Origin of the sequence: Devosia sp. (assembly GCF_036563435.1) — a bacterium.
Lineage (GTDB): Bacteria > Pseudomonadota > Alphaproteobacteria > Rhizobiales > Devosiaceae > Devosia.
The window spans coordinates 1-24,800 of record NZ_DATCMJ010000001.1 but is presented as its reverse complement, the minus strand read 5'-3'; the positions used below and the strand labels follow the sequence as shown (position 1 = coordinate 24,800).

The 24,800-nt window shown below is 63.1% G+C and carries 16 protein-coding genes; 6 read left to right on the top strand and 10 right to left on the bottom strand.

Annotated features, from left to right (window positions below; all coding sequences use genetic code 11):
• The first annotated feature begins 17 nt into the window (after window positions 1–17).
• Together flgK and VIL88_RS00075 are read left to right on the top strand one after the other, a co-directional pair.
• The gene (flgK, locus tag VIL88_RS00080; RefSeq protein ID WP_331984661.1) at window positions 18–1,856 is read left to right on the top strand and encodes a flagellar hook-associated protein FlgK; all 1,839 of its coding nucleotides are present in this window, start codon (window positions 18–20) and stop codon (window positions 1,854–1,856) included.
• Window positions 1,857–1,869: 13 nt separating this feature from the next.
• Window positions 1,870–3,780 (top strand): hypothetical protein, encoded by a 1,911-nt coding sequence (locus tag VIL88_RS00075; protein WP_331984659.1) that lies wholly within the window; start codon window positions 1,870–1,872, stop codon window positions 3,778–3,780.
• A 124-nt stretch (window positions 3,781–3,904) separates the two neighbouring features.
• Here VIL88_RS00075 and flaF read toward each other — a convergent pair whose 3' ends face one another.
• The 8 genes from flaF to VIL88_RS00035 all read right to left on the bottom strand — a co-directional run bounded on the left by flaF (window position 3,905) and on the right by VIL88_RS00035 (window position 12,183).
• Entirely contained in the window at window positions 3,905–4,270 is a 366-nt protein-coding gene (flaF, locus tag VIL88_RS00070; protein ID WP_331984657.1) for a flagellar biosynthesis regulator FlaF, read from the bottom strand.
• Window positions 4,221–4,646 (bottom strand): flagellar biosynthesis repressor FlbT, encoded by a 426-nt coding sequence (flbT, locus tag VIL88_RS00065; RefSeq protein ID WP_331984655.1) that lies wholly within the window; start codon window positions 4,644–4,646, stop codon window positions 4,221–4,223. The genes flaF and flbT overlap by 50 nt, the downstream gene beginning before the upstream one ends.
• Window positions 4,647–4,763: 117 nt before the next feature.
• Window positions 4,764–7,088: a flagellin gene (locus VIL88_RS00060; protein WP_331984653.1), complete on the bottom strand. Its 2,325-nt coding sequence runs from the start codon at window positions 7,086–7,088 to the stop codon at window positions 4,764–4,766.
• A 258-nt stretch (window positions 7,089–7,346) separates the two neighbouring features.
• Window positions 7,347–9,710, bottom strand: a complete 2,364-nt coding sequence (locus tag VIL88_RS00055; protein WP_331984651.1) for a flagellin — start codon at window positions 9,708–9,710, stop codon at window positions 7,347–7,349.
• Between the two features lie 206 nt (window positions 9,711–9,916).
• Window positions 9,917–10,231, bottom strand: a complete 315-nt coding sequence (locus VIL88_RS00050; protein WP_331984649.1) for a hypothetical protein — start codon at window positions 10,229–10,231, stop codon at window positions 9,917–9,919.
• A 97-nt stretch (window positions 10,232–10,328) separates the two neighbouring features.
• A complete protein-coding gene (locus VIL88_RS00045) occupies window positions 10,329–10,796 on the bottom strand; it encodes a flagellar protein FlgN (RefSeq protein WP_331984647.1) in 468 nt (155 codons plus the stop codon).
• On the bottom strand, window positions 10,793–11,110 hold the full coding sequence (locus VIL88_RS00040) for a rod-binding protein (protein WP_331984645.1): 318 nt from the start codon (window positions 11,108–11,110) through the stop codon (window positions 10,793–10,795). Before VIL88_RS00040 ends, VIL88_RS00045 begins: the two co-directional genes overlap by 4 nt.
• The gene (locus VIL88_RS00035; RefSeq protein WP_331985686.1) at window positions 11,110–12,183 is read right to left on the bottom strand and encodes a flagellar basal body P-ring protein FlgI; all 1,074 of its coding nucleotides are present in this window, start codon (window positions 12,181–12,183) and stop codon (window positions 11,110–11,112) included. Before VIL88_RS00035 ends, VIL88_RS00040 begins: the two co-directional genes overlap by 1 nt.
• A 298-nt stretch (window positions 12,184–12,481) precedes the next feature.
• Here VIL88_RS00035 and VIL88_RS00030 point away from each other — a divergent pair, with 298 nt between their 5' ends.
• The 4 genes from VIL88_RS00030 (at window position 12,482) to pbpC (ending at window position 21,238) form a co-directional block, all read left to right on the top strand.
• Window positions 12,482–12,901, top strand: a complete 420-nt coding sequence (locus VIL88_RS00030) for a flagellar assembly protein FliX (protein ID WP_331984643.1) — start codon at window positions 12,482–12,484, stop codon at window positions 12,899–12,901.
• Between the two features lie 151 nt (window positions 12,902–13,052).
• Window positions 13,053–13,472, top strand: coding sequence for an RNA polymerase-binding protein DksA (gene dksA, locus VIL88_RS00025; RefSeq protein ID WP_331984641.1), 420 nt, complete (start codon window positions 13,053–13,055; stop codon window positions 13,470–13,472).
• A gap of 147 nt (window positions 13,473–13,619) precedes the next feature.
• Window positions 13,620–19,112, top strand: a complete 5,493-nt coding sequence (locus VIL88_RS00020) for an alpha-2-macroglobulin family protein (RefSeq protein WP_331984639.1) — start codon at window positions 13,620–13,622, stop codon at window positions 19,110–19,112.
• Window positions 19,109–21,238: a penicillin-binding protein 1C gene (pbpC, locus tag VIL88_RS00015; RefSeq protein ID WP_331984637.1), complete on the top strand. Its 2,130-nt coding sequence runs from the start codon at window positions 19,109–19,111 to the stop codon at window positions 21,236–21,238. The genes VIL88_RS00020 and pbpC overlap by 4 nt, the downstream gene beginning before the upstream one ends.
• Here pbpC and VIL88_RS00010 read toward each other — a convergent pair.
• Window positions 21,231–22,826, bottom strand: a complete 1,596-nt coding sequence (locus VIL88_RS00010) for an ABC-F family ATP-binding cassette domain-containing protein (RefSeq protein ID WP_331984635.1) — start codon at window positions 22,824–22,826, stop codon at window positions 21,231–21,233. The genes pbpC and VIL88_RS00010 overlap by 8 nt on opposite strands.
• A gap of 278 nt (window positions 22,827–23,104) precedes the next feature.
• Window positions 23,105–24,604, bottom strand: a complete 1,500-nt coding sequence (locus VIL88_RS00005) for a carboxypeptidase M32 (RefSeq protein WP_331984633.1) — start codon at window positions 24,602–24,604, stop codon at window positions 23,105–23,107.
• Between the last annotated feature and the right edge of the window lie 196 nt (window positions 24,605–24,800).

Here is a 24,800-nt window from a genome sequence, read left to right as displayed (position 1 = left end):
CTTCGGGGATCCCCAGAATGGGTTTGTCGACCTCCCTCACCAACGCTGTCTCTGGCCTGCGGGTCAATCAGGATTCACTGGACATCCTGAGCCGCAACATCGCCAATGCGGGTACGCCGGGATATCACAGGCAGTCCCTCAACATCATCGACTACAATGCCCAGAACAGCTCCTATGCCCGCACGGCAGGAGCCAACCGAGCGTTCAACCAGAGCCTTCAGACCTATTACACGCGCCAGGTCTCCGACACCGCCAACTCAGGCGTGCAGGCGAGCTATCTCGACCGGTTGCAGGGCTTCTTAGGCAAACCCGGCAGCGCCGGTTCGCTCGATACGCTGTTCAACAACCTGCAGAACGCGATGCAGGGGATCGCAACCAGCCCTGACGACTACACGGCGCGGTCAACTGCGGTTCAGGCCGCGCAGACCATGGCCGAGACGCTCAACCGCATGTCCAGCACGATCCAAGGCATGCGGCAGGAGACCGAAGGTCAGATTGCCCTTGGCGTCAACAACCTCAACGGCATGCTGAACTCGCTGTCGGAGGTCAACAGCCGCATGCTCGACCTCGGCATGACCGACAGCGCCCGTGCCGCCCTGCAGGACCAGCGCGACCGCCTGGTTTCATCCGTCGCCGAGTTGATCGACGTACAGGCGGACTATCGCCCCAACGGCACAGTGGCGCTGATGACCCGCTCGGGTGTGGGTCTGCTGGACAACGGGATTTCTCGCTTCAACTTCGAGAGTGCCGGCAATCTCTCGCCCAATTCCAAGTTCAATCCTGATCCTGAACTGACCAAGGTCGGCAAGCTGACACTGACAACGCCTTCTGGGCTTACCGTTGATCTGGTGAGCCAGGGCGTCTTGCAGGGTGGGGAACTGGGTGGCTTGATTTCACTGCGCGACAAGGTACTGGTCGAGGCGCAGGATCAGCTCGACGAGATCGCCGGCAACCTTGCAACGGCATTCTCGACCATCACGACGAGCGGCACCGCCGCAAAGGTGGGCGACGCCACCGGCTTCGAGGTTGATCTATCCGCGCTCGCACCAGGCAACGACGTGCTGCTCAACTACACGGCCAATGGCGTCGACAAGCGGGTACGCCTGGTCAACACGAAGGAAGCCGCCGATTATGTCGATGCGACCGGGCAGCGGGTTATCGGCATCGACCTTTCGGCCGGCGCTACGCCCGAGGTTCTCAACAAGCTTGGTGGCATGCTGCCCGGGCTTGAGATTACCGGCACCGGAGATACCTTGCGCGTGCTCGATGATGGACTTCCTGGTAAGACTGACGTCAAGACACTCGTGACACGCACCACGTCGCAAGGCTTGCAGGGCGCAGGGCTTGGCTTCAACCTTTTCGTGGATCAGGGCAACAGCCCCTTTACCAACAACCTCGATACCGATCCGGCGCAAAAGCAGGGCTTTGCCTCCCGCATCTCGGTCAACAACGCAATTCTCGCCGATAACCGGCTGATGGTGCAGTATGAGGTGGGTGGCACGCTGGGCGAATCCGATCGCGCCGATTATGTTATCGACCAGCTCGCCAAGATGAAATTCGTGTCCGGCGGCAATCCGGCGGGCAATGGCGACAAGTTCCAGCTCAGCGGCAACATGAGCGACTTCATCTCGCAAGTGGTGGGGTTCCAAGGCTCAACGATCAACGCTGCAATCACCAAACGGGACGACCGGCAGCTGACGCTCGATACCATCACCGACCAAATGGAGAGCGACTATGGCGTCAATGTCGATGAAGAAATGGCGCGGCTGATGGAATTGCAGAATGCCTACGCCGCCAACGCACGTGTGGTGTCGGTGGTCAAGGAACTGCTCGACACGCTGTTCCAGGCGACTTGAGGGGTAACGTAAGATGATCGTCAACAAGTCGATGTTCCCGCTGCAGTCCGGGTTCGGCGTTATCTCCAAAATGCAGGACAAGTTCGCCACGCTGCAGACGCAGTTGGGCACAGGCGAAAAGGCATCCAAGCTCTCGGAAATGGGCCGTGACCTGCCGATGTCGCTGTCGGTACGCTCTCGCCTGGGCAAGATAGAGGGCTATTCGGGCAATATCGATACGGTCAATCTGCGCCTCAGCTTCCTCGACAAGACCATGACCCGCTTCGACAAGATCGAAGGCGAGGCGCGCAATTCTGCCATCCAGGGCCAGTACGGCACCAACGACATCAACATGGCGACGTTGCCAGGTCTCTCAAAGGCCCGCCTCGACGAACTGGTGACGCTGCTCAACTCGGACGTTGCTGGGCGCTATCTGTTCGGCGGCTCCAATACCGATACGCCACCACTGCCCACGACCGATGTCCTGCTGAACGGGCAGGCGGGGAAGGCGGGCTTCAATGCCGTCGTTACCGAGCGGAAGGCCGCCGATGCGGGTCTCGATGGTCGTGGGCGGCTGCAGTCCTACCTCGATGGCGTCAACGTCGTTGGTCTGGCGGAAGATGGCGTGCACCCGTTCGGGCTCAAGCTGTCCACGGTGTCGACCACCAGTGGCGCGGTGGAAGTGGCGCAGCCCGTCCCCGGCACGCCACCCCATGGTGATGCCATCAGCGTCACCTTTAAGCCCGCGCCGGCCGATCAGATCGTTGCCGGGCATACTATCACCGTTGGGCTGACCTTGCCGGACGGCACGGAGACGCAGATCACGCTCAAGGCGCTGACCGAAGAGCAGGCCGGTGCCTCCGTCGACGGCTTTGTGATCGGTGCAGATGCCGCTGAAACGGCCACCAACTTCAAGGCGGCTCTGGATGCCAAACTGGTCAAGGTTGGCACCGAGGAGCTGCCGGCCGCATCGACGTTCAGTGCTGCGCAGAACTTCTTCAATGGCCCAGGAGAGCCGGTGCTGCGCGTGAACGGCAATCCCGCTACCGCTACGGGGATGCGGGTCGCCACGGCGGCAGACACGATCATGTGGTACCAGGGGCAATCCCCCGCCGTGTCTGCCACAGGATTGGGGCGCCTCGACATCGCGACCTCAACAGATACGGTGACCCTGACGGAGCGGGCGCCAGTGTCCGCCGCTCATGGCTTCCAAGTCACCGGCGTGTCGGCTTCCACCGCCGGTATCACGACTACCCACACCGCTGGCGATCCCAGTTCCGTGTCGCTCGAGGTGACCACCAATCCTCTGCCCAATGAGAAGGTCACCATTTCGCTGACGCAGCCGGATGGAACGGTCCGGGAAGTGTCCCTGATGGCGGTCGCCGGCAAGGCCGGTCCTGGGCAATTCACCATCGGTGCCAACCCACAGGCTACAGCCAAGAACATCGCTGGCGGGCTCGAACTGGTGCTCACTGACGCTGCCAAGGCGGCGGAGGGCAGCCCGCGCCAGAGCGTGACCGCCCAGGTCGATGATGCAACGCGCGTCAGCTATGGCATGCAGGCCAATGAGTCAGGCTTCCTTCGCCTGGTGCGCACCATGGCCTCGATGTCGGTTGAAACCTATCCGCCGGGGGATGAGACTTCCAAGGGTCGCTTTGACGCCATGGCCATCAGGCAGCAGTCGGAAATGTCGGAAGCGCACAATCCCGAAGCCGGATCGATCGAGATCCTGACGATGGAGCTGGGCGTGGCGCGCAGCACGCTCGAAAACTCCACCAAGCGTCACACCGACTACAAAGCCCAGCTCGACAATTTGCTTAGCGACATCGAGACGGTGAGCAAGGAGGACGTGGCCATGGAAATCCTGGCGCTGCAGACGCGCCTTCAGGCGAGCTACCAGACCACGTCCATGGTCAGCAAACTGAGCCTGGTGAACTTCATCTAAAAAGGTTTCCCATTTTCGAGGTTTTGACCCCCGCATGAGCGGGGGTTTTCTTTTGACCATGAGTAGCAGCAGAAATCAAAAAGCCCCGCACGAGGCGGGGCTTTGAAAGGCGATGCGGCGCTGGCTACATGCCGCGCAGGCCGGCGGCGATCTGGCGATTCAAGCGAACCAGCACGTCCAGTTTCTGTGGATGCGGCTCGAGCGTCATTTCGCGCGTCTGGTTCATGATGAACAGGCCCAGGTTGGCGATGTTCTGGCGCACTTCGGTCGGAAGTGGACTATCTTCCTTGGTGACCGAAGTCATGAAGATGGTCCAGAGCTTGCGGTTGAAGTTCAGCGCAGGCTGCATGTCATCGAAGCTGTTGGGCCACTCGTCCCTGACCTTTTGCAGACTGGCCGCTGCCTTCATGAGCAGAGCAGACTCTCGTTCACGCGACGATTCAACTACCTTGGCCGTCTGTTGGTAGGCCTTCGCGCCTTGCTGATACATTGGAGAGCAGATCCTGTTCGTAGTCGATAAGCTTCTGAGCAGCCTTCAATGCCTTGTATAGCTGCTCGGTTAATATCTCGTTGTTGATTTGCGCAATCAGGCCGACGGAAGATGGAACCGCCTCGATAAAATCGTTCACCAGCGCGAAGTAAGCGTCCTTGGCTGCCGTGATATCGTCCTCGATATACATGAGCTGGACGGCCAGGTAGATGCGCTTGGCGGGGGTGTTGGCAGTCTCGGAAGTAAGGATGTCCTTCTCACGCAGGATAGGGACGCGGCCATCGATGAAGAGGCGCGTCCGCTGGTCCGAATTGGTGATGATGCAGTTCCCGACCAGCAGCTTTTCGCCGGGTTTGAGTTCAACCTTGAGCGCCATTCTCGTCTCTCCAAGCTTCGGTGTTGCCGGTGATCTAGCGCGCCAATGCGGCGGAAACAATCAAGGCGGACCCTGAGGCCCGCCCTGCGGTTATCTGCGTGAACCCTGCACGTGCCCTTACTGGAGGAGCTGGAGGATGCTCTGATCCGCCTGCGAGGCCAGCGACAGGGACGAGGAGGACAGCGACTGGCGGGTCTGCAGGGCGAGCAGGTTTGCCGCTTCTTCGTTCATGTCAGCCAGCGTCAGGTTGGCAGCGCCGGTCTCCAGCGTGTTGATCATCTGCTTGGTGAAGTCCTGGCGGTTCTGCACGATCGAAAGGTTCGAGCCGAACTGGGAAGCCTGGGTGCGGACCTGGTTGAGTGCTAGCTTCACGTCGTTGAGCAGAGCATCGATGCTGACGTCTTGGTCGAGATCGATCGCGGCAAGCTGGTCAAGCTGGAGCGTACCGGCATTGATACCGTCTTGACCTTCGGTCTGGATTTCGATGAAGGAATTGCCGCTCTCGTTGAAGGTGATGCGCAGGTTGTCGCCACGCAGTAGGTTGATGCCGTTGAAGGAGGCGTCGTCCGCCAGGCGATCTAGCTGGTTCTTGAGGTCGTTGTATTCGTTGGCCAGGCTGCCACGGACGCTGTTGCCACCAATCTTGTGATTGGTCGAGGCACCGACCCCGTCACCGTCCTTGTCGAACTCCACGGCAAGTTCCTGGGTCGACAGGTTCTCAATGCGCAGCTTGCCGTTGTCGTTCGACGCGCGGATAAAGCCGGCTGTTTCGGGGTTCCGGTTGATCTCTTCGACGAACTGGTCAACAGCGTTCGAGGACTTGTAGGCGGACACCGGAGGGTTGCCAGTATCCACTGTGGCGCTGCCGAACAACAGGTTGCTGCTTTCACCCGAAACGGCGAGCGTCTTGGACTCGGCGGTTGTCGAAGTGAAGACCAGCTTGTCGTCGGCGTCGAAGGTGGCTTCGAGATCGTTGATGCCGGCAGCCTTGAGCTGATCGTTGATCAGCTTGAGCTGATTAGTTTCCTTGAACAGCGAGCTGTCGCGGCCAACGATGTTGACGTCGGCGGACTTGGTGCCGTAGGTCAGCGTGATCTTGTGGGAGGCCGCTTCGACTTCGGTGAGGAAGGCACCGTTGACCCCTGCGGTGCGGGTGACGGCGATGCCGTCAGTGATGGCCTCAGCTCCAGCTTCAGCCGAACCGGGGACGCTGGTCAGGCCAGCGCCGCCACCGGCTGGATTGACCGTTGGCGAGGCAGTGCCCGGGGTCTTGCTCGTGACAACCAGACGACCGGTGCCGTCGTCGGACGCAACGTAGCTGGCGTTGAAGCCTGCATCGGCATTCAGCGTGGTAATCATCGCCGAGACACTGGCGGGTGCTGCACCAAAGGCCGCGCTACCGAAAACGGAACTGCCGTTTACGTTCGCGAGGTTTACGTCGAAGGTGTGGGAGGCGCCGGTCGCTGGGGCATTCTCACGGATACCGGTGATGGTCGGTGCAGTACCGCCTGGTGTGGTGGAAACCAGGGTGATGCGCTTGGTGGCTGGATCGGCAGTGACCTTGTAGCCGCCGACTTCGGCCTTCTCATTCAACGAGTCGACGAACTCCTCAAACGTGCCGCCGCCGGTGGTGATATTTTGGCCGCCGGCGGTAACCGTGCCGATGTCGGCTGCGTCGTAGATGAAAGAAGTCTCGCCGTAGGTCGCGGTATTGACGCCGGTGACGAACTCGATCTTTGGGGAGGGCAGGGTCTTATCTGCCTGTTCGATGAAGACGCTAGTGCCGGTGTCGTTCACCGTATAGCCAGTGATGCCTGCCGTCGTCAGTGCTGCAGAGATGCGATCAGCTAGGTCGCTGGCATTAGCATAGGCACCGGCACCGAGAGTAACTTCCTTGCCGTCAATGCGCAGTTTGTCGTTCTGGCTGAACGAGGCGTCGTACGCGATCAGGGTGCGTGCACCATTGCCTTCAGGAGCAACTGCGATGGGATCTGCATATGGCAGCGCGCCAGTGAGCTGAGCCTTCTCGCCGCCGGTCGGGGCCTGCAGGCGGATCTCGCGCATTTCACCGAAACGGCCGCCGCTGAGCTTGAGCGTGCTCTCGGCCTTCACCTCGTAGGTGTCGGTCTGGAAGGACTTGTCCTGGCGCGCCTGGCGGAGCGTCGACTGCATCGATTCCAGCGTCTTGGTGATCGAGGTCAGGCCGTTATCCGCCGCTTCCAGCGTCTTGATACCGTTGGACATGCTGTCCATCAGCGAATTCATGTCGCCGGCGCGGCTGTTGAGCGCGGAGGCGGTGAAGAAGTTGGTGGGGTTGTCCAGCGCCGAGTTGACCTTGTTGCCGGTCGCGAGGCGTTCCTGCGTCTTGGCCATCATATCGGCTGTGTTCTGCAGCGACAGCAGGTTCGTGCGAACTGCTTTCGACAGGGAAATGTCTGACATGGTCTTTACCTCATCCGGGAGGCCGGACGCCTTCCGCCTTCAAGTAAGGTTTGATTTACGGAGGTAAACGTTAATGACGAATTAACCACGCCTGTTAAGACCGCAGAAACGATGATTTCCGGAGTGTTACTGCTCGCTTTTGACGGTTGTGCCAGGTTGGAACACTACCGAAGGGCCGTCGGCGCAGCAGAATCGCCGCGCCAAAAGCAAAAAGGCGGGCCGAAGCCCGCCTTTTCGATTCGAGTGTAAGTGCTTCGATTAACGGAGCAGCTGCAGCACGCCCTGGTCGGCCTGCGAAGCCATCGAGAGAGCAGAGGACGACAGCGACTGACGGGTCTGAAGAGCCAGCAGGTTCGCTGCTTCCGCGTTCATGTCAGCCAGCGTGAGGTTGGCAGCGCCAGTCTCAAGCGTGTTGATCATGTTCTTGGTGAAGTCCTGGCGGTTCTGCACGATCGAGAGGTTCGAACCGAAGGCAGACGACTGCGAACGAACTTCGTTCAGAGCCAGCTTGATGTCGCCAAGCAGCTTGTCGATGTTCTCGTCGGCGTCGAGCTCGACGGCCGACAGATCGCTGATGTCGAGCGACTGCGAGTTGACGCCACGATCGTCGCCAGCCTTGATCTGCATGAACGAGTTGCCAGTCTCGTTGAAGGTGATCGTCAGCTGGTCGCCACGGAGGAGGTTGATGCCGTTGAACGAAGCATCGTCGGAGAGCTTGTTGAGCTGATCCTTGAGTTCGTTGAACTGCTTGGCCAGGCCTTCACGGACGGAGTTGCCCGCGATCTTGTGCGAGGTTGCAGCCGCGCCATTAGCGCCATCCTTGTCGAAATCGACGGACAGTTCCTGCGTCGAGAGGTTCTCGATGCGGAGCTTGCCGTTGTCGTTCGAGGCACGGAGGAACTTGGAAGTTGCCGCGTTGCCGTTGATCTCTTCAACGAACTGATCGACGGCGTTGGTCGCCTTGTAGGCGGAGACCGCAGCTGCACCGGTGGAGACCGTCTTGGTACCGAACAAGTCGTTGCTCGTGCCGGAGATAGCCAGCGTCTTGGCTTCCGGGTTGGTCGAGGTCAGCACCAGCTTCTCGTCGGCGTCGAAGGTTGCCACGATATCGCTGAGGCCACCAGCCTTGAGCTGATCATTGATCGACTTCAGCTGGTCTTCCTTTGGCGTTGCCGAAGTGGCATCGCGACCAACAATATTGAGGTCGACCGACTTGCCGCCATAATTCACCGAGAACTTGTGCGCTGCAGCGTCAAGGGTCTTGGTGGAAGCGCCGGCGGCACCGTTGGTGCGGGTCACGGCGATGCCGGTGGAATCGCCGTCAACGAACGCACCAGTGGTAGACGTCGGGGCAGTACCCGTACCGGTAGCCGTTGCAGTCATGACTGCAGCAGTCTTGCCAGCACCCCCGGCTTTCTGGGTCAGCACCAGGTTATCGCCATCCATGGTGACCGAGTACTTGGCGTTGAGGGTGGCGTTACCTTCGATGGCGGTCTTTAGGTTACCGCCAACGGTCGCCGCGTCCGCACCGACGATGTCGTTCAGTGCAATCGAGTCGATCGTGAAATCGATCTCGTTGCTGGCCGTACCGGCTGCACCGGTCAGGTCGAACGTGGTCTTGGCGCCGAGGGGTTCCCTCAGGCCGGAGATGGTCGGAGCTGCAGTGGCACCCGGCTCGGCGTTGCGCAGGGTGATCTTCTGCGTCGCCTTGTCGGCGATGACGGTGTAGCCGCCGTCTTCGGCCTTCGCGTTCAACGCGGTGACAAACTCGTCGAAGCTACCACCGCCGTTGCTGATCTCCTGACCGCCAACGGTCACGGTACCGGCATGGGCAGCATTGTAGGTGAATGACGTCTCGCCATAGGTGGCTGCAGTGATGCCGGAGCCCAATTCAACCTTCGGCGAGGCAAGGGTCTTGTCCTTGTTCTCGATGATGATCGAGTTGCGCACGGTGTCCGCGGTGACGGTGTAGTCAGAGCCCGAGCCGCCCAGTGCGGTCTGGATTGCGGCCGCAGTGTCAGTGGCGTTGCCGTCACCATCGAAGGTGATCTCTTGGCCATCAACCTTCATCTTGGAGGTCGCGGTGAAGTGGCTGGCGTTGTAGCTAATCACGGCGCGAGCGCCTGCACCAGCAATAGTGCCATTGCCAGCAGAGCCCACAATGCTCGGCTCGGCATAAGCGGCAGCAAAGGAAACGCTTGCCTTGGTGCCACCGCTTGGAGCCTGCAGCTTGATGTCGGTGGATTCACCGAAGCGACCGCCGGCAACCTTGAGGGTGCTGTCTTTGCCGACTTCAAATGTGTCGACGGCAAAGGACTTGTCCTGGCGGGCCTGACGCAGGGTCGATTGCATGGATTCCAGGGTCTTGGTGATCGAGGTCAGACCATTGTCCGCGGCTTCCAGCGTCTTGACGCCGTTAGCCATGTTATCGATCAGCTGGTTCAGATCGCCGGCGCGGCTGTTGAGGGCCGAGGCGGTGAAAAAGTTGGTCGGGTTGTCGAGGGCAGAGTTCACCTTGTTGCCCGTGGCCAACCGATCCTGGGTTGCTGCCATCATGGTCGCGGTGTTCTGGAGCGAAAGCAGGTTCGTGCGAACGGCTTTCGAAAGCGAGATATCGGACATGGTCCATCCTTTTCTAGGAATGCGCTGTACTACGAAGCCTCTTCTGAGGTCGTCCGAACTTGGGCCCGGAGGTCATAAGGAACCGTTAAATCGCAGGCGTTTATTGCGGCGCACTTGCTGGGCAATAGTTGCCGGGTGCATCGAAAAAGCCCCGCTTGGCGGGGCTTTTACTTGCGGGCGGCGTTTAGCTGTTCATCGGGCGCTAACTAGACCAGGAGGTCCTTGAGACGCGCCTGTGATTCGACGGGAATGGGGCTGCTGCCGATGCGGCGGACCAGTTCTTCCATCGTCTCGGGAACCGGGGGGAGAGCGCCGGACAGGACGGAGGCTGCGAAGTTCGCCGCGGCGGGTATGGTCGGGCTCTCAGGCTGTGCCGCCAGTGTGGCTCGGTCTTCCTCCAGCGCCTTCGTGTAGTCTTTGGTTTCAGGCCTGGACGTCATCTTGTGCGGCGCTGGCGGCCGGCGGTGACCACGAGACGTGTCTGCAGTCACCGGAAGGTCGGCGGCAATGGCGGAGATCATGCGATAATCCTCGCGAGGTCAGCGTGCTAACCTTCAGAACTATCGCCGCCCCCTTTTGGTGCCATTACCGCTCCAAGTCGAACTTTAAACAAATGCCTTACATCGCGCGATTGACGGCTATGCCGCGGGCAGAGCTTGCCGGATCGATCGCGACAGCGCCGCTACGCCCATAGGCTTTGGCCTTGTTCTGCTGCCCCACAACCTTGGCGACGTCGGTCAGGAGATCCTCCGTCACCATCCGGGCCGTGGCCAGCACGCGGAGGTTTTCGGCCATCTGGGTGGCAAGGCTCTCGTGCCCCTGGCGCAGGCGGGCAAGAGCGGCGGGCGCTTGCGTGCCCAGCCGCTGACCCTGGCGCTGGATGGAGCGGGCGAAGCTGACATAGTCCTGTGCCAGTCTGGTCTTTTCCGGCGTCAGCACACTGGCCTGCCGCATATGGCCGGCGCGGAGCAGGGTCGTTTCCTGGTTCATGACGTCCACCAGGGCGGCAAGGGCGGTTTCGGCCATGTGGCACAGCTCTTCGGCTGGCAGGCTGTCGAGCGCGGCAAGGCGTGCGGCTGCGGTCATTTCGGGGCTCCCGGTAGTTTGTTCTGGTTGTTGGCGGCCTCCTGCATGGCAAGCAGGTCGGGCAGCAATTGTTCGGCGATACCGAGTCCGCCACCTTGTGCCATTGTGGCGGCGAGCTGTTCGGATTGCATGGAGCGCCAGGTCTCCTCGCCAAAACCGCCGCCCATGGCGCTCTCGTCCGTCTTGATGGAGGAGAAGAGTTCCTTGGTCAGGGTGTTGAGAAACACGCCTTCAAGTTCCTCGGCCTGCGCTTTGACCGTGGCATACTGCGCCGGCGAGAGGGTCGAGCCGGGCTTGTGCAGGGATTGCAGCATCACAGCACCTCGATCTCGGCCTGCAGCGCGCCGGTCGCCTTGATGGCCTGGAGGATGGCAATGAGATCGCGCGGCGAGATACCGAGGGCATTGAGGCCGTCCACAAGTTCCTGCAGGGTGACGGACTCGTTGACGACGGCCAGCGCGGTCTCGGAGAGGTTGGCGTTGAGTTGGGTATTGTCCTCAACTGCGGTGACGCCGTTGGCAAATGGCTGCGGCTGAACCACGGTAGGATCTTCGGCGATCGTTACGGTGAGATTGGACTGGGCTACGGCGACGCTCGAGACGCGCACGTCCTTTCCCATGACGATGATGCCTGAATTCTCGTCGATGACGATCTTGGCGGTCTGGTCGGTCTCCACCATCAACTGTTCGACGTCGGTGAGGAGGTCGACGATGTTGCCGTTGAAGCCTGGGGGCAGGGTGAGGCGGACGGTGGCCGGGTCTTCCGGCGTCGCCGTCGGAGCGCCAATGAAGTCATTTACGGCGAGCGCGATACGGCGTGCGGTGGTCAGGTCGGGGTTGCGCAAGGCCAGACGCAGGGAGGTCTGCGAGCCGAGATGGAAATCTATCTCCCGCTCGATCATGGCGCCCGAAGAGATGCGGCCGGTGGTTGGAACGCCCGAGATGATGCTGGCGGCGTCGCCCTCGGCCTTGAAGCCGTTGATCGATACTGGGCCCTGGGCAATGGCGTAGACCTCGCCGTCGGCGCCTACCAGGGGCGTGACCAGAAGGGTGCCGCCCTGGAGACTGTCGCTGTCGCCCATGGCCGCCACGGAAACGTCGATCCGCGAGCCCTGGGTGGCGAAGGGGGGCAGGTGGGCGGTGACCATGACCGCCGCGACATTGGCGGTGCGGACGTTCTCGCCGGCGGTGTTGACGCCAAGCCGCTCCAGCATGGATTGCAGCGATTGCTTGGTGAAGGGCGAGTTGTTGAGCGAGTCGCCGGTGCCGTTGAGGCCGACGACAAGACCGTAGCCGACCAACTGGTTTTCGCGGACGCCTTCGAAATCGACGATGTCCTTGATGCGCGCCGCCGCGCCCTGCGCGGAGGTGGTGGGCAGGAGTGTCATCGAAGCGGTCAGCAGACCGGCGAACAGCTTGCGCAGCAGAAATTTGGCCATCGACACCCTCGTCCATTGGCCGCGGGCTCGTCGGGAGACGCGGCAGGGAGGTTATTGCGAAAACCATGCCAACCCGGTCGATTGTGCTTAGATCTTTGAAATAGCGTCGAATTATTTTCTGACTGCGGTGCAATTCTCTGCGTCGAAACGCCAAGGATGCAATTCCTGCCGAGTGCGTTAACGCCCTGTTAACTGCTCCCGGCAGATTTTGCCGGGGTGGCCTTGTCCATGAATTCGAGTCCCTAGCTTGCGCATCGATACAACCAATCGTCTCTCCGGTGTTGACCGCAGCGCAGCTGCCGGCAAGGCCGGTGCGGCTGTGGACTTCGTCCCGGCTGGGAGCAGCGCTCCGGCGCGTGTCGCTAGTCATATGCCGGCACAGGCATTGACCGGTCTCGACTCCATTCTGGCACTCCAGGGCGTCGAGGAGCCGCTGACCGGCAAGAAGAAGAGCGTACGGCGCGGCAAGGCGCTGCTCGACACGCTGGACCATGTTCGTGCCGACCTCTTGCTGGGCAAAGTTAGCCCGGACAGTCTCGACGACATGGTGCGCCTGCTGGGCGAGGCGCGGGAGCAGACGGGCTCGGGTCTTGATAGTCTCCTCGACGACATCGAGCTGCGCGTTCGGGTCGAACTGGCGAAGTTCAACAGATTTCCTCCTCTTTAGCGGCGGTCATCAAACTGTTGTCAGTATCGGGCTATGCGCCTTTCGCGCTATGGCTGCCGCTGGTTAAGCAGCATTACGGTGTTTGCTTGCGGGGCGCAGGCCAGCCGCATATATAGGCCGCCTGAGGGGTGCATTGGAGTTGAGTCTGCTGATGACTTCGGTTGCAGAAGTAGTTGAATACCGGCCCAGTGACGACGAGCCGTTCATGAATCCGCGGCAGCGCGAATATTTCCGTGCCAAGCTCAACGCCTGGAAAGAGGATATCCTGCGCGAGAGCCGCGAAACGCTCGAGAACCTGCAGGAAGAGTCGCAGAACCATCCCGACATGGCCGACCGGGCCAGCTCGGAAAGCGACCGTTCGCTGGAGCTGCGGACGCGTGATCGCCAGCGCAAGCTGATCGCCAAGATCGATGCTGCCCTCAAGCGGATCGACGATGGGACCTACGGCTACTGCGAAGAAACCGGCGATCCGATCGGCCTGGCGCGCCTCGATGCCCGTCCTATCGCTACGCTGAGCCTTGAAGCGCAGGAAATGCACGAGCGGCGCGAAAAGGTATATCGCGACGAGTAGTCCAATCGAACTTCCCAAGGCCCGCTTTGCAGCGGGCCTTTTGCTTTGCGCCAGGCAAAGCAAGAACTGTTTAACCGCCACATTTTCGCATCTTGCTTCCCCACGGACTTGACGGGCATATGGTGGCGTTGAACTTGGGAGGGCAACATGCTGCAGGTGGTCTCGAAGGTGCGCTGGCTTGGGCTGGCGCTGGCTTTGGTGCTTGGTTCGCCCGCGGCGATGGCTGCCGATCACAAGATCAGCCTGCTGGAAGACACAGATCTTCCCGGGTTCGACTACTCCATTCTCAAGAACACCGATCTCGATGCCTGCACGGCGGCTTGCGTCGACGATAACATCTGTCGGGCCTTTACCTTCAACGCACAGAGCAACTGGTGCTTCCTCAAGGGCGCTGTGGGCGAGGAAACCACGTTCGACGGCGCAGTCTCGGGCAAGGTCAGCCGCTCGCCGGCGCCGGCCACTACGGAGGCCGTCCGTCATGCCGAGCTGCCATTCCCGGCGCAGGACCTCGTCGACGCTGCGCATCGCTTTGCCGACGAGCTGCCCCAGACCGATGCGCCGCCGCCGAAGGTGACCTATAGCGGCCTGGTGCAATCGGCCGAGGAAGCCAGTGCCGAAGACAATGTCGCCGCGGCCATTGTCGCCTACCGGCAGGCCCTCGCCATCAACGCCAGTGACCGCAATGTTTGGCAAGCCCTGGCGCAAGCTGCGCTTTCTCGTGCCGAAACCGTGTCGGGCCAAGAGGACAATGACGGCCTTTCCGATCTGGTATCGACGGCCACGTCCGCAGCCATGAATGCCTTCCTCCGCTCCACCGAAGAGCAGGACCGCGCGGATTCGCTGGCTGCACTGGCGAACGCGCTCGAGTTCAGAGAAATGTGGCGCGAAGCGATCGCGACCTACCGCCTCAGCCTTGCCCTGGCCGAGAACGAAGCCGTTGCTGCCCATCTCGAGGAGGTCGTGGCGCAGAACGGCTTCCGCGTCACCGATCATGTGGTGGATGCGGAAGCGGCCTCGCCGCGCGTTTGTGCCATTTTTTCCGAACCCCTGCCGCTGGGCTCCAGTGACCTCAGCGCCTATGTGGTGGTGGCGGACACGCCTGCGGCTTCGGTCGAGACCGAGCAGGATCAGATCTGCGTGGAAGGGCTGTCGCATGGCGGGCGCTATTCCATTCGCCTGCGCGCCGGGCTGCCTTCCGCTGATGGGGAAAGCCTGCTCAAGGATGTGATGCTCGACGTCTACGTGCCCGATCGGGCGCCGTTCGTCGGCTTTGCCAACAATGCCTATGTGATGCCGGCAGGACTGGGCGGCGGTTTGCCGATTACGTCCGTGAATGCCGAAAAGGCCGAGGTCGTTATCTATCGCATCGGCGACCGGTCCATTGCGACGGCTGTCCGTGACGGCATTTTCCAGGGCAATCTCTCCGAATACGGCGCCGAGGACATCGCCAGCCGGGTTGGCGAAAACGTCTGGCATGGTGAGGTCGATCTCGCGCGTGGCGAACCCAATGTGCTGACGACGACCGCCATCCCCGTGGCTGAGGCGCTGGGCGAGATGGAGCCTGGTGCCTATGTCATCACCGCTCGCATCGCCGAAGCGGGCGACGAATATTGGGAAGATGTGGCCACGCAGTGGTTCATCGTCACCGATCTCGGCCTGACGACGATCCAGGGCGACGATGGCGTGCATGCTTTTGTGCGTGGGCTCACCGACGCGCAGCCCATCGCCGGCGCCAAGGTGCGCCTGGTGGCGGTGAACAATGAGATCCTGGGCGAAGGCACTACGGATGCAGATGGGCGTGCCATCTTCGCGCCAGGTCTGGCCCGCGGCACCGGGGGCAGGGCGCCGCAACTGTTGGTGGCTGAGACTGATGAGGGCGACTATGCCTTCCTCGACCTCAGCCGACCCGCCTTCGATCTGACAGACCGCGGCGTTGAGGGGCGCCCGTCTCCCGGTCCATTGGACGTCTTTGCCACCACCGAACGTGGCGTCTACCGGCCGGGCGAGACGGTTTATCTCACGGCCATGTTGCGCGACGAACGCGCTAACGCCGTTACCGGCCTGCCGCTGACGCTCGAAGTCGAGCGTCCTGACGGCGTCGTCGCAACGCGCCAGGTGCTCCAGGACGAGGGTGCCGGCGGCTACTTCGTGGCGCTGCCGATGGTTGCAGAGGCCATGCGCGGTTCGTGGACAGCACGCCTTTTTGCCGATCCGAAGGGCGCGTCGCTTTCGAGCACCAGTTTCCTGGTGGAAGATTTCGAGCCCGAACGCCTGTCGTTCGAGGTCAGCGCGGCTGAAGGTGCGATGGAAACCGGCGTCACCACGGAAATCGACGTCGCTGCCAAGTACCTCTATGGCGCCACGGCACCGGGCCTCAACATCGAAGCCGACGCCATCATCAGCCCCAGGACCACGCTGACGGCGTTCCCCGGCTATACCTTCGGGCGCCTCGACGACACGATCGAGACGACCCGGGAGCCGCTGGGCGTGGTGGGCACGACCGATGAGGCCGGGAACGCGGTGGCAGAGATCAGCTTGCCCGAACCGCAGGTCACCACGCGTCCGCTCGAAGCACAACTGCTGCTGCGGCTGGTGGACACCAACGGGCGGACTGTCGAGCGCAGCATCAGCCGGCCCGTTCTGGCGAGCGGAGACCGCATCGGCATCAAGCCAGCCTTCAGCGACGCATCCGGCCTCGAGGAAGGCAGCGAAGCCAGGTTCGACATCATCGTCGTGTCGCCGGAAGGCGAAGCGGTGGCCAGCACTGGCCTCCAGTGGTCCATCTCGCGCGTCGAGACCAACTACCAGTGGTACCGCAATGGCTCTACCTGGCAGTGGGAATCCATCACGACGACGCGTGAAGTGGCGACGGGCGCCGTCGACACCCCCGATGGCGGCCCCGCGACGATCGGCACCAATGTCGATTGGGGGCTCTATCGCGTCGAGGTGGAGAGCAACGGCGAGAACCCGACTTCGTCGAGCTATGAGTTCTATGCCGGCTACTACTATGCCGATGCCGGCAGTGACACGCCCGACACGCTCGAGGTGGCGCTGGACAAGCCAGCGTACAGGGTTGGCGAAACGGCCAATCTGAAGCTTGACCCGCAGTTTGCCGGCACCGCCCTGGTCATGGTCATCGACAACCGCGTCATCGCCATGGAGGCGGTGGATGTACCCGAAGGCGGTACCACGGTGCCGCTGGAGGTGACGGAGGAATGGGGCCCGGGGGCCTATGTCACGGCCGTGCTTTATCGGCCGGCGGACGCTGCCGAGAAGCGCATGCCCTCGCGTGCGCTTGGCCTTGCCTTCGCCGATGTCGATCCCGGCGAGCGCAAACTGAACGTCACCCTCGATACACCCGAGGAAACGCTGCCGCGGCAGAGTTTCACCACGACGGTCGATCTGGGCGAGCTTGCAGCAGGCGAGACCGCCTATGTTGCCGTGGCGGCGGTGGATCTTGGCATTCTCAACCTCACCAATTTCAAGGTGCCCGATCCCGATGGCTGGTACTTCGGCCAGCGGCAACTGGGCATGGACGTCCGTGACCTCTACGGCTCGCTGATCGATCCGATGCAGGGTCTTGCCGGCGCCATGCGTTCGGGCGGCGACGGCGGTTCGTCCCGTACCGGCACGCCACCGGCCACTTCGGTCCTTGTGGCGCTCCATTCCGGCATTGTCAAAGTGGGTGAAGACGGCAAAGCGGTCGTCACCTTCGACATGCCCGACTTCTCCGGCACCGTGCGGGTCATGGCCATGGCCTGGACCGAAACGGCTGTCGGCCATGCCTCGGCCGATGTCATCGTGCGCGATCCCGTCGTGGTCACGCTGAGCCCGCCGCGTTTCCTGCGCGTCGGGGACGAGTCGCGCCTCCTTGTCGAGATCAACAATGTGGGCGGTAAAGCGGGTGCATATGGCGTTGCGCTCGGCACGGGCGAGGGGATTGCGACACCGGCCGAGGCCCAGGAGGTGCAATTGGCAGAAGGCGAGCGCACATCGCTCGACCTGGCGCTCAACGGCATGCAGATCGGGGACTGGCCGCTGGTGCTGACGATAACGGCGCCAGACGGTACCGAGCAGGTCAAGGAGTTGCTGCTCGGGGTGCGGCCGGTCAGTGCGCCTGTCACCAATAGCCGCCTCGTGCCGATCAAGGCCGGGGAAAGCGCCACCATAGGGAGCGAGTATTTTGACAGCTTCCTTGCCAATACCGGCCAGATGACGCTTGCGATTGGCCCCATGGCGCGGCTCGATGTGCCGGGTCTCCTGCTGGCGCTCGACCGCTACCCCTATGGCTGTTCCGAGCAGGTTTCGGCCCGGGCGCTGCCGCTGCTGTACCTCAACGATGTTGCCAAGATGATTGGCCTCGATGAGGACGGTGATCTCGAGCAGACCGTCACCGATGCCATTGCCGACGTTTTGTCCAAACAGACGGCTGGTGGCGGCTTCGGTCTTTGGCGGCCCTTTGACGGTGGGGACATGTGGCTGGATGGTTTCGTGACGGACTTCCTGTTGCGGGCCAAGGATGCAGGCTATGCCGTGCCCGAACAGGCCATGACCAGAGCCCTCGACAACCTGGCCAATCAGCTGTCCTATGCCAGCGACTTCGATGATGGCGGCGAGGGCGTGGCCTATGCGCTCTACGATCTGGCGCGGGCTGGAAAGGTGTCCATGGGCGACCTGCGCTACTATCACGAGGCAAGGCTCGATGCCTTCGGCTCGCCGCTGGCGCAGGCACAGCTTGGCGCAGCGCTGGCGCTTTATGGCGATCCGGGCCGTGCCAACTCGGCCTTTGCCGCTGCGGTGGAAGGGCTTTCGGAGCCCGAGGACAAGCGCTACCGCGACGACTATGGGACGCGCTTGCGTGACATGGCGGGCGTCCTGGCATTGGCCGCCGAGTTCAAGCTGGATGGGGTCGACCTGACCTCGCTGTCCAACCAGCTGGCGAAGCTGCGGGACCGTGAGCGTTATACCTCGACGCAAGAAGACAGCTGGACGCTGCTGGCTGCTGCCGCCCTGGGCGAGGCCAGCACGGATGGCTCGATCACCCTCAATGGCGAGGCGCTGACCGGCCAAGTCTATCGCTCCTTCTCGCAGACCGACTTCGCGCCGGTCGAGATCGGCAATACGGGCGAGAGCAATACCGAAGCCAAGGTGACGGTGACGGGCTATCCTGAAGAGGCGCCGGAGGAGGCGAGCAATGGCTTCATGCTGATCCGCGAGTACTTCCTGCCCGACGGAACGCCGATCGACCCCGAGAACGATGCGATCGCGCAGAATGACCGCTTCGTGGTTCTCCTTACGGTGCGGCCGGATCAGCTGGGATCCGGGCAATACCTGGTGACCGATCCCTTGCCGGCGGGCTTCGAGATCGAGAACCCCGATCTTTCTGCCGGCGGCGGTGTCTCCGACTTCGACTGGCTGACGCTTGACGGGGCTACGCATGTGGAGTCGCGGACCGATCAGTATGTGGCGGCATTCCGTTACTCCAGCGAAAGTGGAATCTTCCGGACGGCGTATCTGGTCCGGGCGGTTTCTCCGGGCAGCTTCGTCCTGCCCGGTGCCACGGTGGAGGACATGTACCGCCCTGAATACCGGGCCAACGGGGCAGCCGGGTCGATCGAGGTTTCCGCGACCGGGCGATGAGCGACGCGGCGGCAGGACCCAGGGAATGGGTGCCGAGTCCTTGGATCCGGCGGCTGACGCTTGCCGGGTTCTCGCTGTTCGTTCTTCTGGCAGCGGGTTCGGTCCAGCTCAGTTCGATGGTAGGCGAGGCGGCGGGAAGCCTGCCGCCCACGCCCGATGTGGCGACGCTGCCGGTTTCTGCGGCGGTTACCGATCGCAACGGTCAGTTGCTGCGCGCCTTCACCACGCGCGACGGACGCTGGCGCCTGCCGGTGGACCGAGAGACGGTCGACCCCCGCTATCTCGACATGTTGATCGCCTATGAAGACCGAGGCTTTGCGGGTCACCATGGCATTGCCTGGTCGTCCATGGCTCGTGCTGCCGGGCAGTTTGTCGGGGCCGGGGGAAGGGTGGTTTCCGGCGGCTCGACGCTGACCATGCAGGTGGCGCGGCTGGTCGAGGGCCAGCCGACGCGCAACCTCTGGGGCAAGCTGCGGCAGATGGTGCATGCCGACCGGCTGGAGCAGGACCTCACCAAGGACGAGATCATCGACCTTTACCTGACGCTGGCGCCGTTCGGCGGCAATATAGAGGGCGTTCGTGCGGCAAGCCTTGCCTATTTCGGCAAGGAGCCGGGACGGCTCACCACCGCCGAAGCGGCGCTGCTGGTGGCGCTGCCGCAATCGCCCGAGGCGCGGCGGCCGGACCGTGACCCGGAAGCGGCGCGGCGCAGCCGTGACATGGTGCTCGACCGGCTCGTCGCCATGGGAGCCTTGCCCGCCGAAGAGGCGCTTGCGGCCAAGGACGACCCGGTGCCGCTGGTGCGTCGCGAGTTCCCCATGTTTGCCCCACACCTGGCGGAGCAGGCGGTCAAGGCGCAGCCCGAGAAACGCGAAGTGGCGCTCACCATCGACCGGCGGCTGCAGGAGGCACTTGAGCGTTTGGCTGCAGGACGGGCGCGCATTGTTGATCCCAAGGTTTCCATCGCTATTGTAGCAGCCGATATCGGGACCGGGGATATCTTGGCTTCGGTGGGCTCTGCAGGCCTGTTTGCAACGCAGAGCGCTGGCTATGTCGACATGACCACGGCCATCCGCTCTCCGGGATCGACGCTCAAGCCGCTGATCTATGGGTTGGCCTTCGAACTGGGCCTGGCCCATCCCGAGAGCCTGATCGAGGACCGTCCAACGGCATTCGGCGCCTATGTGCCGGTCAATTTCGACGGTTTCAGCCGGGGGACGGTGACGATCCATGATGCGCTCACCGAGTCGCTGAACATCCCGGCCGTCGTGGTGCTGGATGCCGTAGGCCCGGCACGGCTGGTCTCGCGCCTGCGCCGGGCGCATGCCGATCCGCGCCTGCCGGTCAACACGGCGCCCAGCCTTGCCGTGGGCCTCGGTGGCGTGGGGATCACGCTGCGCGACCTGGTGGCGACCTATGCCGCGATCGGCAATGGCGGCGAACCGGTCACCTTGCATGACGGGATTGTGCCGGCGCCGGAGGCTGGGCTTGCGGCGCCGGTGCTGGACCCGGTGGCGGCCTGGTATGTGGCCGATATCCTGGCAGACGTGCCGCCGCCGCTCAATGGGTCCCCCGGGCGGATCGCCTACAAGACCGGGACGTCCTATGGCTATCGCGATGCCTGGGCGATCGGCTTTGATGGCAAGACCGTCGTAGGCGTCTGGGTGGGCCGGCCGGATGGGGAGCCGGTGCCCGGCCTTTCCGGCATTGTGGGCGCAGCGCCGATCCTGTTCGAGGCCTTCGACCGCCTCGGAGATCGGCGTGCGCCGCTGCCGCGGGCGCCGAGCGGGGCCATCATTGCCTCCAACAGCGAGTTACCGACGCCGCTGCGCCGCTTCCGCCACCCCGACGAGGACATGGTGGCGCGGGACGCGGCGCCCGAAATTGCCTATCCCGGCGACGGGGTCGACGTCGACCTGGGGCTGGCCACCGGCTTTGCCTCGCCGCTGATGGTCAAGGTGCGCAACGGGGTGCCGCCCTTCACCTATTTCGCCAACGGCGCGCCGATCGGCCGGCCGGACTTTGCCCGGCAGAACCTCTGGGATCCGGACGGCCCCGGCTATGTCACCCTTTCCGTGGTGGATGCCGCGGGCAGGGGCGATACGGTCACGGTGTTTCTCAACTAGCGTCGCCTCCGAGTATGACCGTACGGTCGATGCCGATGTGTTCGAGGAAGTCGGCATCGTGGCTCACGACCAGCAAAGCGCCGTCATAGCCACGCAGCCCCGCCTCCACCTGCTCGATGGCGTGGATGTCGAGGTGATTGGTCGGTTCGTCGAGGATCAGCAGTTGCGGCGGGCTGTTGCCGCCAATGGTGCAGGCGAGCCCGGCGCGCAGCATCTCGCCGCCACTGAGGGTTCCGGCCAGCTGCAGGGCCGCATCGGCGCGGAACATGAAGCGGGCGAGGGCTGCGCGGCCGGTGTTCTCGTCGGCGTCGGGATTGAGAAGGCGAAAGTTGTCGCGGATGGAGAGCTGGGGATCGAGGAGGCTCACCGTCTGGTCGAGCAGCGCATGGGGCACCAGGATACGGGCTGAACCGCCTGCCGGAGCCAGATCGCCGGTCAGGAGGCGCAACAGCGTGGTCTTGCCCGCGCCGTTGGGGCCGGTGACGGCGACGCGCTCGGGTCCCGTCAGCTGCAGCGAGAAATTCCTGATGACGGGCGCTGCCGCATCGGGTCCGCCGCTCAGGGCATCGGCCTGCAGCACGACCTTGCCCGCCGGAAGACCGGTGGGCGTCAACGTGACCGAGAGCGGGGTCAGGACTTCGACATTGGCCCGCGCCTCGGAGGCCGCTTCCGCTGCGGCCTGGCGCAGGCGGCTGGCGAGCCGGGCGCCTTCGCCGCTGGTATTCTCGCTGTTTTCCTTCATGCCGCCCAGCATGATCCTGGGGATGTCGCCGCGAGCAGCCTTACGCTTGCCGGCGCCATCCTTGCGGGCCTTGCGCTCGGCCACGGCCTGGATCTTGCGGTCGATCTCGGCGACCTTGCGCTCGGCGGTGGACAGGCCGTGCTCCGCCGCCGCCAGTTCCAGCGCCTTGCGCTCGCTATAGTGGTCCCAGTTGCCGCCATAGGTCCTGGCGCCGAGGCTGGTCAGTTCCACGATGGCGTCCATCTGGCGGAGCAGCGTCCGGTCGTGGCTGACCACGATGGCGGCGCCGCGCCAGCGGCCGAGCAGTTCGGCCACGGCGGCGCGTCCATCGGCGTCGAGATTGTTGGTGGGCTCATCAAGGAGGATGATGTCGGGCTCGGCCAGCAGGAGGCGGGCCAGCAATAGGCGCGTGCGCTGGCCGCCGCTTAGCGTCGTGACCGGACGATCAGGTGCGTAGTGGGGAAGCCCCACATCCGCGAGCGCTTCCTCTACGCGGCCGGGCAGGGTCCAATCGGCTTCGCCGGCGTCGTCCAGCGTGCCGAGTCCCTGTTCCAGGCGGTCCAGCCGCGCCAGTTCGGCTGCGATGCCAAGTTGCTCAGCAATGGTTGTTTCGGGTCTCACCTGTACCGACTGTTCCAGCATGCCGATGGTGCCCTGAAGGGTAACAGAGCCGCTGGCAGGGGGGATAAAACCGGCGATGATACGAAGCAGGGTGGACTTGCCCGTGCCGTTGCGGCCGATCAGGCCGGTGCGGTGGGGGCCGAAGGAGAGGTCGAGGCCGCTGAAGAGCTGGTGGTTATCGGGCGTGGACCAGCTGAGCTGGTGCAGGGAAACGGAGGCAGGCATGGGCGGATTCCAGATGAGCGATGCGGGCGAGGCAGTCGTTCAAAGTGGAATCCATTTGGGCCGTCCGGTCAGTGCTGCGGATTGAGGGAAAATAGGGAAGGGGGCGGAGATGTCAACCTGTCGTCTTCGAAGTGGCCACGCCCACCGGCGTCATCCTCGGCTTGACCCGAGGACACTGCACTTACCAAACGGTTCGCAAGCGAAGAGCCCTCGGGTCAAGCCCGAGGGTGACGTCTGGTGGTGGTCAACATCCGCTGCGTGATGCTGCGAGCGCCGGCTCAGCTCCCCAGATATCGCCGCTTCAGATGCGCCTTGAAGAAGTCCGCGTTGAGCGGCTCGCCGGTCGCACGGGTGATGAGGTCGGGCGTCGACCAGCGTGAGCCCTGCGACCAGATGTGGTCGGCGCGCCACTGGTTGATGCTGGCGAAATCGCCCCGGCGGATGTCGTCGCGCAGGTCAGGCTGTGCCTTTTCCAAAGCTGCCCATTGCTGGGCGGCGATCATGGCGCCGAGCGTGTAGCTGGGGAAATAGCCGAAGGCGCCGCCCGGCCAATGAACGTCCTGCATGGGACCGTTCCGGGGATCGTTGATGGTGGAGATGCCCAGGTACTCGGTCATCTTTGCGTCCCAGGCTTCGGGGATGTCGCTGGCCTCGATCCGGCCGCTGACAAGGTCCTGCTCGAGTTCGTAGCGGAGGATGACGTGGAGCGGGTAGGTGACCTCGTCGGCATCGACGCGGATATAGCCGCGCTCCACGAAGTTCACCTCGTTGAGGATATCGGCGATTTCCCAGCCGGGGATGGCGTCCTCACCCAGATGCTGGTGCACCAGCGGCAGGGCGAATTCCCAGAATTCCGGGCTGCGGGCCAGCTGCATTTCGACGAACAGCGATTGGGACTCGTGAATGCCCATGCCGCGGGCCTTGCCCAGCGGCCAGTGCGACCAGTCCTTGGGCAGCCCCTGCTCGTAAAGGGCATGGCCGGTTTCGTGCAGCACGCCCATGAGCGAGGACAGGAATTCGTCGGTGCGGTAGCGCGTGGTCATGCGCACATCGGTGGGCACGCCGCCGCAAAAGGGATGGTGCGAGACGGCCAGCGAGCCATGGGTGAAATCGAAACCGACGGCACGCATGGCGGCAAGGCCGAGCTCGCGCTGCTTTTCGATCGGGTAGGGGCCATGGAGGCTCTTGCGCGGGCGGAGGCTCAGCCGCCGCTCCTGGGCATCGAGCGCCTCGCCAACGAAGTCCTTGAGGAAGGTCTTGAGGTCGTCGAAGACGCCGTCGAGATCGGCCATGCGGTTGCCCGGATCATATTGATCCATCAGCGCATCGTAGGGCGCCAGCTGCGTGGCGTCGGCGCGGAGCTGGGCTTCCTCGCGCACGAGGGCGACGACGCCTTCGAGGGCCGGCAGGAAACTGTCCCAGTCGCCCTTGGCGCGGAGGTCGCGCCAGAGCTGCTCGGAGCGCATGGTGGCGGCGGTGCGCCGTTCCACGAATTCGGTGGGCAGGCAGGTGGCGTTGATGTAATTGCGCTCGAACTCACCGAGCGCCAGTTGCTGGTCCTCCGACAGGTCCTGGGCCTTGGCGGCCTCGATCCAGTCGGCGATTTCGGGCGCGGTGGCCTGCCTGTGGTACATGCCGGCCAGATTGGACATGGCTTCGGCGCGCTTCTCGCCGCCGCCCACCGCCATGTGGGTCGCCTCGTCGGCGCCCAGGATGGACAGCGCATGTTCCAGCGATTCCAGCCGGCGGCCGAGCGTATCGAGTTTTTCAAAGGACATGGCTTGCTCCGAATAGTCCGGCGTCCTGTGTTCCACAGCCCGTGCCAGCGGGCAAGCGTGCGCAAGCGCCGCCTGGGTTGCGGTTCTGGAAGTTAGGCGGATCCCGAGACGGCTTTCGCCTCTGTGGGATTATAGTGTGAGACAATTGCCGTCTCGGGACGTCCGGTTTTATGCCGGACACGGGACTCGCGGGATC